Genomic DNA, 9,943 nt, shown 5'->3' with positions numbered 1-9,943 from the left:
GTCCTAAGAGCAACGTTCAAGGAATCGCCTGAAATCGTGAGCCGATTTTTAGATCAACGCATTACTCTTGATTGTACTGGGCTGCGCTGCCCTTTACCAATCCTGCGCTTTCGCAAAGCAATGCAAACGATTGTTGCAGGCCAACAAATCGCTCTGCTTTCCGACGATCCCAATACCCACCGGGATTTTGCGGATTTTTGCGCAGCGGCGGGACATCGACTGCTCGACGTAACCGAGGAGAAGACCGGGTGGCGCTTTTTAGTGGAAGCGGGTTGCGCTGCCGAAACGGGCGAGGAATAGTCTTCTTGCGCCCTGAGGGAGGGAGCCGCCCCGGAACCGAGCTTACGCCGGTTGGGGGGTGATGCGGTAACGAAAGGTCAGAAGACCCGAAAATGGCGACGCTGCTATTCACCCACGAGGCCTGCTTAGGCCATGACCCCGGCCCCATGCACCCGGAGCGCCCCGACCGGCTGCGGGCGATTCTGGCGCGCTTGGACGAGCCCGAGTTCGAAGCTTGGTACGCCGCGAGGCCCCGCTCGCAACCGTCGATCAACTGGCCTTGGCCCATCCGCGCGATTTTGTCGAAGGCATGCTCGCGGCGATGCCGGACCCGGTTCCCGGCGGCGAAGAGCGGCATCTTGCCATTGATACCGATACCATCGCCTCAACGGGTACCAAGGAAGCCGCCTTGCGCGCGGCAGGCGCGCTCTGTGCTGCGGTCGATGCCGTGATGGCCGGGGAAGCGTCGAACGCCTTTTGCGCGGTGCGCCCGCCGGGGCATCATGCCGAGGCGCGGCAGCCGATGGGGTTTTGCTTTTTCAATAATGTCGCCGTCGGGGCGGCCTATGCGCGGGCGCGCTATGGGCTAAAGCGCGTCGCTATTATCGATTTCGACGTGCATCACGGCAACGGCACCCAGGCGATTTTCGAGGCGGAACCGGCGGTATTCTTCGGCTCGACCCATCAGTTCCCGCTCTATCCGGGCACGGGCGGGCGCAGCGAGCGCGGCGTTGGCAATATCGTGAATGCGCCGCTCGCGCCGGGGGCGGGGTCCAGCGACTTCCGTCATGCTTTTTCGGAACATATTCTACCGGCGCTGTCGGAATTCTCGCCGGATTTCATTTTCATCTCGGCGGGCTTCGATGCCCATGCCGATGATCCTTTAGCGTCGCTATCGCTGTTCGAGCCGGATTATCAGTGGGTCACCCGTGAAATTTTGCGCATTGCCGCCTATGTGTGTGACGGGCGGGTTGTTTCGACCTTAGAGGGCGGGTATGACCTGGGCTCGTTGGCCGAAAGTGCAGCGGCCCATGTGACGGCGCTGATGGCCGCGCCGGATGTTTCGTGATGGGAAGGGTTTAGGGTCGGAATGAGCGACGATATTGCAGGCTTGAGCTTCGAAGACGCGATGGCCCAACTGGAAGCCATTGTGCGCGATCTCGAATCGGGCAAAGGCAAGCTCGACGATGCCGTGGGCGCCTATGATCGGGGCGTGCGCCTGCGCCGCCACTGCGAGGCAAAGCTCGCCGAAGCCCAAGCAAAAATCGATAAGATTGTCGCCGGGCCGGATGGTGCGGTTGGAACGGAGCCGTTCGATGCCCAATCTTGACGGGCGCTCCCTGCCGCTGCAAGCGGCGATGGCCGAGGTTGCGACCGACGTTCACGCCATGCTCGACCGGCTGATTCCCGACGGCGGCGGCGAAAGCGGTGAGGCGCGATTGTCGGCGGCGATGCGCTATGCCGTCTTAGGCGGCGGCAAGCGCTTGCGGCCCTTTCTCGTGGTCGAATCGGCGGCGCTGTTCAATGTTGCCCCCTCGTCGGCCTGCAAAGTGGCGGCGGCAGTCGAGATGCTGCACACCTATTCGCTCATTCACGATGATCTCCCTGCGATGGACGATGCCGAACTGCGCCGGGGCCGCCCGACGGTTCACCGCATGTATGATGAAGCCACCGCGATTTTGGCGGGCGATGCCTTGTTGACGCGCGCCTTCGAAGTGCTGGCCGATGTCGGCGTTCACGGCGACCCGGCGGTGCGGATTGAACTCGTTAAAGAACTCGCCCAAGCGGCGGGGATTGCCGGCATGTGCGGCGGGCAGATGATGGATTTGCAGGCCGAAACCGAAAGTCTGCCGCTGGAAATCGGCGCAATCACTCGGCTACAACGCTTGAAGACCGGCGCGATTATCGCCTTCTCCTGCGAAGCCGGGGCGATTCTGGGCAAAGCGCCCCAGCAGATGCGCCACGCGCTCAACGCCTATGCCCATGATCTCGGGCTTGCTTTTCAGATTGCCGATGATCTTTTGGACGTTGAAGGCTCCAGCACCGAGACCGGCAAAGACACCGGCAAGGATGCGAGCGCGAATAAGGCAACCTTCGTGTCGATCCTCGGGGTGGAGCGGGCGCGATCACAGGCGGTTCTGCTCGCCGATCAAGCCTGCGCGCATCTCGACCCCTTCGGTCCTGCGGCGGAGCGTTTGCGCGAAGTTGCGCGCTTCGTCGTCGACCGCCGCGCCTAATCTTCTTAGCTCTCTGCCGGACTGATTTCGATGGTGAATACCCCTCTGCTCGATCAATTGACGCTCCCCGACGGTCTGCGTGCCCTCGATGCCGAGGCGTTGCGCACGGTTTCGGCGGAAGTGCGGGCCGAGATGATCGATGCGGTTAGCCGCACCGGCGGGCATTTGGGCGCGGGGTTGGGGGTGGTCGAACTCACCGTTGCCCTGCACGCCGTTTTCAAAAACGCCCCATGATCGGCTTATTTGGGACGTGGGCCATCAAGCCTACCCCCATAAGATCCTGACCGGGCGGCCGCGACCGCATCCGCACGCTGCGCCAAGGCGGCGGGCTCTCCGGCTTCACTCGGCGGACCGAAAGCGACTTCGACCCCTTCGGCGCGGCCCATAGCTCCACCTCGATTTCGGCGGGGCTCGGTATGGCGGTGGCGCGCGATCTGAAGGGTGAGGCGCGCAACATCGTCGCGGTGATCGGCGATGGTGCGATGAGCGCGGGCATGGCCTATGAGGCGATGAATAACGCGGGCGCGATGCGCTCGCGCCTCGTGGTTGTCCTGAACGATAACGATATGTCGATCTCGCGGCCCGTTGGCGCGATGAGTGCTTATCTCTCCAAGCTGATTTCCTCGAAATCCTATCGCTCGCTGCGCCATCTGGCCAAAGACGTGGCGCAAGCCCTGGGGCCGACAGTGACGCGCGCGGCGCGCAAGGCCGAGGAATATGCGCGCGGCATGGTGTCGGGCGGCACCTTGTTCGAAGAATTGGGCTTCTATTACATCGGCCCGATCGACGGCCATAACCTCGATCACCTGCTGCCGGTGCTGCGCAATGTGCGCGATATGCCGAACGAGGGGCCGGTGCTGATCCATGTGGTCACGCAAAAGGGCCGGGGCTATAAGCCCGCCGAAGAGGCCGCCGATAAATACCACGGGGTGAGCAAGTTCGACGTGCTCACCGGCACCCAAGCCAAGCCCGCCAGCAATGTGCCGACCTATACGGAAGTTTTTGCGCGCGGGTTGATTGCCGAAGCCCAGGCCGACAATCGCATCGTCGCGATCACCGCCGCCATGCCCTCCGGTACGGGCCTATCGGGCTTCGGTAAGCTTTTCCCGACGCGCACCTTCGACGTGGGCATCGCCGAACAGCACGCGGTGACGTTTGCGGCGGGGCTCGCCTGCGAAGGGCTGAAACCCTTCTGCGCGATCTATTCGACCTTCCTTCAGCGCGCCTACGATCAGATCGTTCACGACGTGGCGATTCAGAATCTGCCGTGCGCTTCGCTATCGACCGTGCCGGGCTGGTCGGGGCCGATGGCGCGACCCACGCCGGCAGCTTCGATACCGCCTTCCTGGGCGCGGTGCCGAATATGGTGCTGATGGCGGCGGCGGACGAGGTCGAACTCATGCATATGGTGGCGACGGCGGCTGCCTATGATTCTGGCCCCATCGCCTTCCGCTATCCGCGCGGCGAGGGCGTCGGGCTCGATTTGCCGGAGCGCGGCACGCCGCTGCCTATCGGGAAAGGCCGCATTCTGAGGGAAGGCGCGCGCGCCGCCATCCTCTCCTACGGCACCCGGCTTGCCGAAGTGCTGGCGGCGGCGGAACTGCTGGCCCAGCGTGGTTTGCCGGTGACGGTGGCCGATGCCCGCTTCGCCAAACCGCTCGATACCGAGTTGGTGGACCGGCTCGCGGCTGAGCATGAGGTTCTGCTAACGGTGGAAGAAGGCTCGGTCGGCGGCTTCAGCAGCCTCGTCCTGCACCATCTGGCGCTCAGCGGGCGCTTGGATGGCGGCCTGAAAGTTCGCCCGCTGGTGCTGCCCGATAGTTTCATCGATCACGACAGCCCGGCGAAGCAGTATGAGGAGGCGGGCCTTTCCGCCCGTCAGATCGCCGCGACGGTGGAACAGGCGCTTGGCCTGACGGACGCGGCAGCGCTGCGGGCTTAAAAATGCGGCTCGATCAGGCCCTGGTTGCGGGCGGGCACGCCGCCTCGCGGGAACGGGCGCGGCAAATGATCCTGGCCGGGCAGGTCGAGCTTGCCGGAAAAATCGCCACCAAAGCCGGGGCCGAGGTTGCCGATCCTGCCACCATTCGGCTGCTGGTGCCCGATCATCCGTGGGTCTCGCGCGGGGCGCTGAAACTGCTCGGCGCGTTGGAGGTTTTCGGGCTCGATCCCACCGGCGTGCGCGCGCTGGATATCGGTGCGTCCACCGGCGGGTTTACCGAGGTGCTACTGGCGCGCGGGGCCGAGGCCGTTTTAGCGCTGGACGTGGGGCAGGGGCAGCTCGCCGAAAAACTCCGCATCGACCCGCGCGTGGAAGCCCTCGATCAAACCAATGCCCGCGACCTAACGGCGGATCATCTGGCGCGCCTGGGGCCGCGACCTGGATTGTCTGCGATGCCAGCTTTATTTCTCTGACATTAGTGCTCCCCGCCGCGCTGGCGCTCGCCGCGCCTGGCTGCACGCTGGTCGCGCTGATTAAACCGCAGTTCGAAGTGGGGCGCGGCAATCTCGGCAAGGGCGGCATCGTGCGCGATGCGGCGCAGCACGACGCGGTCTGTGCGAAAATTCAGGCGTGGTTGAGCGAACAGATAGGCTGGACTATCATCGGTCTCGTGCCCAGCCCGATTGAGGGACCGGACGGCAATAAGGAATTCCTCATTGCCGCCCGTAAACCTTAACGCGGCGTCCCAACCGGCGCATACAGGCTTTCCCCGTTCAGCAACGGCTCCAACTGCGTCCGCACGCCCTCGATCCGCACGGCGGTTTGCTCCAGCTTCGAGACGAGTTTCAGCGCCTTATCGAAGCTATTCTGTGCTGCCGGGTAATCGACGAGGCGGAGCGGCGTATTGGCGGGTTGGCGCAGCAGGGCGCGCATTTCTTCCACGGCTTCGGTCATGCCGCCGAGACGGTCCACCAGTCCCGCATCTTTAGCGGAAGCGCCGCTCCAGATCCGGCCGCGCGCGATAGCGTCCATCTTCTCCATCGGAATCTTCCGCCCGGCGGCGACGCGCTGGGTGAAATCGGCGTAAATCCGGTCGAGACTTTCCTGGAAGCGCGCCCATTCCGCCGGGGTGAAATCGCGGTTCGGGCTGTTTTGCCCCGCCGACGCGCCGCTGGCGACCCGTTCCCACCGAATGCCGAGCTTCTCCCACAGACCGGAGAGCACGAATTTGCCGCTATAGACGCCGATGGAGCCGGTGAGCGTGCCCGCTTGGGCGATGATTTTATCGGCGGGCGCGGCGACGAAATAACCACCCGAGGCCGCGTAGGTGCCCATGACGGCGACGACGGGCTTGCCAGCATCCTGGGCGGCGCGCACGGCCTGCCAAATGGTATCGGAGGCGACATAGGAGCCGCCGGGCGAATCGATGCGGAAGAGGATGCCCTTCACCGTCGGGTCCTGCACGGCGGCGGTGAAGGCGGCCACCACGCGGCCTGCGGCAAAACTGCCTTCATCGGCAAAAGGATCGTCGCTCTCGCCGCCGCGCACGACCGGGCCTGCGGCTTCGATAACGGCGATGCGCAGGGCGGCATTCGGCAGCGTATCGGGCACGCGGTAATCGTCCAAGGACACGGTGGCTTGCGTGCGGCTCGTGTCTTTCAGCGCGCGCAGGGCATCGCTGCGATAGCCCATTTGATCGATCAAGCTTTGCGTTACCGCGTCTTGGGCGGCAATCGGCGCGGTATCGATGGCGGCTTTCGCGTCGTCCGGAGAGATATTACGGCCCTTGGCGATCATCTCGACCGCTTGGCCCAGCAGATCGTCGGTGAGTTTTTGTAAGGAGCCGCGCAAGCTTGGCGCGAGCCCGGCTTCGGTGAACATATCGATTCCGCCCTTGAACTCGTGGCGTTGATCGAGACGCGGGGCGACACCGATGGTCTTCAGCGCTTCGGCAAGATAGGGCCGCTCCAGCGCCAACCCATCGATGCCCAAGGCCCCGGCGGGTTGCAGCCAGACGCGGTCAAACTGCGCGGCCAGGGCATAGGTGAAGGTGGCACCGCCCGCCTCGCCCATCGTATCGGCGAAAGCGTAGGTGGGCTTGCGTTTGGCCTTGAAGCGCTGCACGGCGGCGGCGAGATCTTGGGCGGCGGCGGGCGAGAGGCGGGCGTTGGAGAAATCGACGAACAAGCCCTGCACGCGCCCATCGATCGCCGCGCCGTCGATGCGGCTAACGATATCGCGCAGCGACAGGCTGTCGCCGGTGAAGGCTTTCAGCGGGTTATTCGATTGGCTGGCGGGCGGCTCGCTTGAATGGCCAGCGTCAGCAGCAGATGCGTGGGCAGGGCAGGGGCTTTCGCCTCCTCAAAGGTGCTGAAACCCCACCAAGCGAGATAGCCGAGACCGCCGCCGAGCAGCAGAAAAAGAACGCCCAGAATACTCAAACAACCTACCAAAAACCGGCGCATTGCGGCTCTCCCTATCGTGCCTGGCGATGATACTCGGGATTAGGGATCATATCGACCCCGTGGGCAACGCGGTTGGTCATATTGAAAAACCCCGCCACTTCGCAAATATCGAAAATATCCGCGTCGCTAAACCCATGCTCCCGCAAAATCTCACGATCCCGCGTAGCGATTAAAGCTGGGGATTCGGTCAATTTTACGGCGAAATCCAACATGGTGCGCTGGCGGGCGGGAAGTTCGGCGACGCGGTAATTCATCACCAGCATTTCGCCTAACTCGGGGTCGCCCGAAAGCTGCCGAACCGCCGCGCCGTGGGCGACGAGGCAATAGTAGCAGCGGTTGACGGCAGACACCGCCACCGCGATCATCTCCCGCTCCAGCTTGCTGAGGCCCGATTGGCCCAGCATCAACTCGTTATAGCTCGCGATGAAAGTACGCAGTTTTTCCGGGCGCAACAGCCAGGCGCGCAGCACGTTCGGCACCATGCCGAGCTTGTCGCGGCACTTCTGGAAGTAGGGTTTCAAATCGTCGGGGAGGCTGCTGTCGTCCGGCGTGTGTAGGTCCATCACTTTATCCGGCTGCGGCATATCCTTCTTCTCCCCTTTTTGATTATTGAACGCTCACCCACACTGCGCGCGGTGGCGCATCATTTGATCCACCAGCACCAGCGCCAGCATGGCTTCGGCCACCGGCACGCCGCGAATGCCGACGCAGGGGTCGTGACGGCCCTTGGTTTGTACGTCGATTTCCTCCCCCTCGGCGGTGATGCTTTGGCGCGGAATGAGGATTGAACTGGTCGGCTTAATCGCCATCCGCACGACGATATCTTGCCCAGTCGAAATCCCGCCGAGAATCCCGCCCGCGTGGTTGGCGAGGAACTGCGGTTTGCCGTCAAGCATGCGGATTTCATCGGCGTTTTTCTTCGCCACGCAAGGCCGCCGTGGCGAACCCATCGCCGATTTCGACGCCTTTGACGGCGTTGATCGTCATCATGGCGCGGGCGATTTCGCTATCGAGTTTTTCATACAGCGGCGTGCCCCACCCAGCGGGAACGCCCGACGCCACGACTTCGATGATCGCCCCGCAGGAGGAGCCGTCCTTGCGGATGCCGTCGAGATACTCGGTCCAGCGCTCAACTGACCCCGCATCGGGGCAGAAGAACGGGTTTTCGCCTACCTGATCCCAGTCCCACGCCGCGCGGTCGATTGTCTGCGTGCCGAGTTGGACCAGTGCGCCGCGAATGACGATCTCCGGCCCCAGCACCTTGCGCGCAATCGCGGCAGCCGCAACGCGGGCGGCGGTTTCGCGCGCCGACGAACGCCCGCCGCCGCGATAATCGCGAATGCCGTACTTCGCATCATAAGTGAAATCGGCGTGGCCGGGCCGGTAGGCGTGGGCGATGTTGCCGTAATCCTTGGAGCGCTGATCGACATTCTCGATCATCAAGGAAATCGGCGTGCCCGTGGTTTGGCCCTCGAACACGCCGGAGAGGATTTTCACCTCATCCGGCTCGCGCCGCTGGGTGGTGAAACGGTTTTGGCCGGGGCGGCGTTTTATCGAGCCAGGGCTGAATATCGGCTTCCGTCAGCGGCAGGCGCGGCGGCACGCCGTCCACGACGCAGCCCAAGGCCGGGCCGTGGCTTTCCCCCCAGGTGGTGAACCGAAAAACACTGCCAAAAGAATTGCCGGCCAAGAGACTTAGTCCTTCGAAACGTTGATATCGGGCGCGTCCACGGCCTTCATGCCGACGACGTGATAGCCGCTATCGACGTGATGGGTTTCGCCAGTCACGCCACTAGAGAGGTCCGACAGCAGATACAACGCCGAGCCGCCCACGTCTTCCAGGGTGGTATTACGCTTCAGCGGCGAATTATACTGGTTCCACTTCAGAATATAGCGGAAGTCGCCGATGCCCGACGCCGCCAGCGTCTTCATCGGCCCGGCGGACATGGCGTTGACGCGAATATTCTGCCCGCCCAAATCGACAGCGAGATAGCGGACGGAGGCTTCCAGCGCCGCTTTCGCCACGCCCATCACATTGTAGTGCGGCATCACCCGTTCGGCACCGTAATAGGTGAGGGTCAGCATACTGCCGCCATCGGTCATCAGCTTTGCCGCGCGCTGGGCGACGGCGGTGAAGGAATAGACCGAGATATTCATGGTCAGCAGGAAATTATCGAGGCTGGTATCGACGTATTTGCCCTTCAACTCTTCCTTATTGGAAAAGCCGATGGCGTGAACGACGAAATCGAGCTTACCCCAGACTTTTTCGAGATGGGCGAACACCGCATCGACCGAGCTGAGGTCGCTCACGTCGCAGGGCAGAATTTCCGTCGCGCCCAGTTGCGCCGCCAGCGGGCGCACGCGTTTTTCCAGCGCTTCGCCCTGAAAGGTGAAAGCCAGTTCGGCCCCGTGGGCGGCGAGCGCTTGCGAAATGCCCCAGGCAATCGATTTATCGTTGGCGAGGCCCATAATCAGCCCGCGTTTACCTTGCATCAGGGGAGCAGCAGAGACCATTCACTCTTTTCCTTGTCTAAACACCGAATTTCCAGCCCGCCGGGGGCAAAAGCGCGGCGCATCCTAACGGATGACGCGCGGCGGGGCAAAGCTTGCTTGGTGAGGCGGCCTATTGGGGCAAGGATGGCGCTTCGCCGGGGATGGGCATTCGAACAATATCGTCCGGGCGCGGCATCTCGCTTGATTTGTAAGTGATATGGGTTAGGAGCGTTTTCAGCGCGTCCGGCGGCATCGGGCGATTGCGGGAGGTGCAGAGCCAGCCCGAGACCATATGCTGCCATAAATAATCGTGCCTATCTTCATTGCTCCAATAGGCGCGGAACTGGCTGCAATAATTGGTCGCACCGTTTCTTATGAATGTGGCGTGCAAGACCTCGTAATGTTTACCTAAAGCTTGGAACGTCTCGCGCCGCAGGGTGTCGGGGATACCGAAACTGCTATTAGGTTTCAAAGGCTCATTATCAGGTTTGAAAACTGTTTTTAACTCAGTGTAGTTCAGATGAAAT

Annotated in this window: 11 protein-coding genes and 2 pseudogenes; 7 read left to right on the top strand and 6 right to left on the bottom strand. The window is 62.7% G+C overall.

Going from position 1 to position 9,943, the window contains the following annotated elements:
* The 7 genes and pseudogenes from VZ95_RS09225 to VZ95_RS28755 all read left to right on the top strand — a co-directional run.
* The coding region (locus VZ95_RS09225) for a sulfurtransferase TusA family protein (RefSeq protein ID WP_232302570.1) at positions 1-300 on the top strand (300 nt) is incomplete at its 5' end.
* 214 nt (positions 301-514) lie between these two features.
* Positions 515-1,348, top strand: coding sequence for a histone deacetylase family protein (locus VZ95_RS09220; protein ID WP_456297688.1), 834 nt, complete (start codon positions 515-517; stop codon positions 1,346-1,348).
* A gap of 21 nt (positions 1,349-1,369) precedes the next feature.
* Positions 1,370-1,609, top strand: a complete 240-nt coding sequence (locus tag VZ95_RS09215; protein ID WP_045775588.1) for an exodeoxyribonuclease VII small subunit — start codon at positions 1,370-1,372, stop codon at positions 1,607-1,609.
* A complete protein-coding gene (locus VZ95_RS09210; RefSeq protein ID WP_045775587.1) occupies positions 1,596-2,516 on the top strand; it encodes a polyprenyl synthetase family protein in 921 nt (306 codons plus the stop codon). The genes VZ95_RS09215 and VZ95_RS09210 overlap by 14 nt, the downstream gene beginning before the upstream one ends.
* Before the next feature lie 30 nt (positions 2,517-2,546).
* A pseudogene (dxs, locus tag VZ95_RS28140) lies at positions 2,547-4,458 on the top strand (1-deoxy-D-xylulose-5-phosphate synthase).
* 2 nt (positions 4,459-4,460) lie between these two features.
* Positions 4,461-4,931 carry an SAM-dependent methyltransferase gene (locus VZ95_RS28760; RefSeq protein WP_332308053.1) on the top strand — a complete coding sequence of 157 codons (471 nt, stop codon included), beginning with the start codon at positions 4,461-4,463 and terminating at the stop codon, positions 4,929-4,931.
* A 5-nt stretch (positions 4,932-4,936) separates the two neighbouring features.
* Positions 4,937-5,194, top strand: coding sequence for an SAM-dependent methyltransferase (locus VZ95_RS28755; RefSeq protein ID WP_332308052.1), 258 nt, complete (start codon positions 4,937-4,939; stop codon positions 5,192-5,194).
* Here VZ95_RS28755 and sppA read toward each other — a convergent pair.
* From sppA to VZ95_RS25380, 6 genes and pseudogenes are all read right to left on the bottom strand, one after another.
* Complete coding sequence (gene sppA, locus VZ95_RS09195) at positions 5,191-6,654, bottom strand: signal peptide peptidase SppA (protein WP_052711634.1); 1,464 nt, start codon at positions 6,652-6,654, stop codon at positions 5,191-5,193. The genes VZ95_RS28755 and sppA overlap by 4 nt on opposite strands.
* A gap of 74 nt (positions 6,655-6,728) precedes the next feature.
* Entirely contained in the window at positions 6,729-6,923 is a 195-nt protein-coding gene (locus VZ95_RS21835; RefSeq protein WP_052711633.1) for a hypothetical protein, read from the bottom strand.
* Between the two features lie 11 nt (positions 6,924-6,934).
* Entirely contained in the window at positions 6,935-7,507 is a 573-nt protein-coding gene (locus VZ95_RS09190) for a peroxidase-related enzyme (protein WP_045775586.1), read from the bottom strand.
* 33 nt (positions 7,508-7,540) lie between these two features.
* Positions 7,541-8,613: pseudogene (gene aroC / locus VZ95_RS09185) on the bottom strand (chorismate synthase).
* 5 nt (positions 8,614-8,618) lie between these two features.
* A complete protein-coding gene (gene fabI / locus VZ95_RS09180) occupies positions 8,619-9,437 on the bottom strand; it encodes an enoyl-ACP reductase FabI (protein WP_045775585.1) in 819 nt (272 codons plus the stop codon).
* Between the two features lie 109 nt (positions 9,438-9,546).
* A partial coding sequence (locus VZ95_RS25380) for a hypothetical protein (RefSeq protein ID WP_045775584.1) occupies positions 9,547-9,943 on the bottom strand: 397 nt, incomplete at its 5' end.

Origin of the sequence: Elstera litoralis (assembly GCF_000963705.1) — a bacterium.
Lineage (GTDB): Bacteria > Pseudomonadota > Alphaproteobacteria > Elsterales > Elsteraceae > Elstera > Elstera litoralis.
This window is presented reverse-complemented; position numbering and strand designations above follow the sequence as displayed.

Bases quoted from the DNA above. Each gene is read 5' to 3' on its own strand.
- VZ95_RS09215 (WP_045775588.1), top strand. From the start codon at position 1,370: ATGAGCGACGATATTGCAGGCTTGAGCTTCGAAGACGCGATGGCCCAA.
- VZ95_RS09210 (WP_045775587.1), top strand. From the start codon at position 1,596: ATGCCCAATCTTGACGGGCGCTCCCTGCCGCTGCAAGCGGCGATGGCC.
- VZ95_RS28760 (WP_332308053.1), top strand. From the start codon at position 4,461: ATGCGGCTCGATCAGGCCCTGGTTGCGGGCGGGCACGCCGCCTCGCGG.
- VZ95_RS21835 (WP_052711633.1), bottom strand. From the start codon at position 6,923: ATGCGCCGGTTTTTGGTAGGTTGTTTGAGTATTCTGGGCGTTCTTTTT.
- VZ95_RS09190 (WP_045775586.1), bottom strand. From the start codon at position 7,507: ATGCCGCAGCCGGATAAAGTGATGGACCTACACACGCCGGACGACAGC.
- fabI (WP_045775585.1), bottom strand. From the start codon at position 9,437: ATGGTCTCTGCTGCTCCCCTGATGCAAGGTAAACGCGGGCTGATTATG.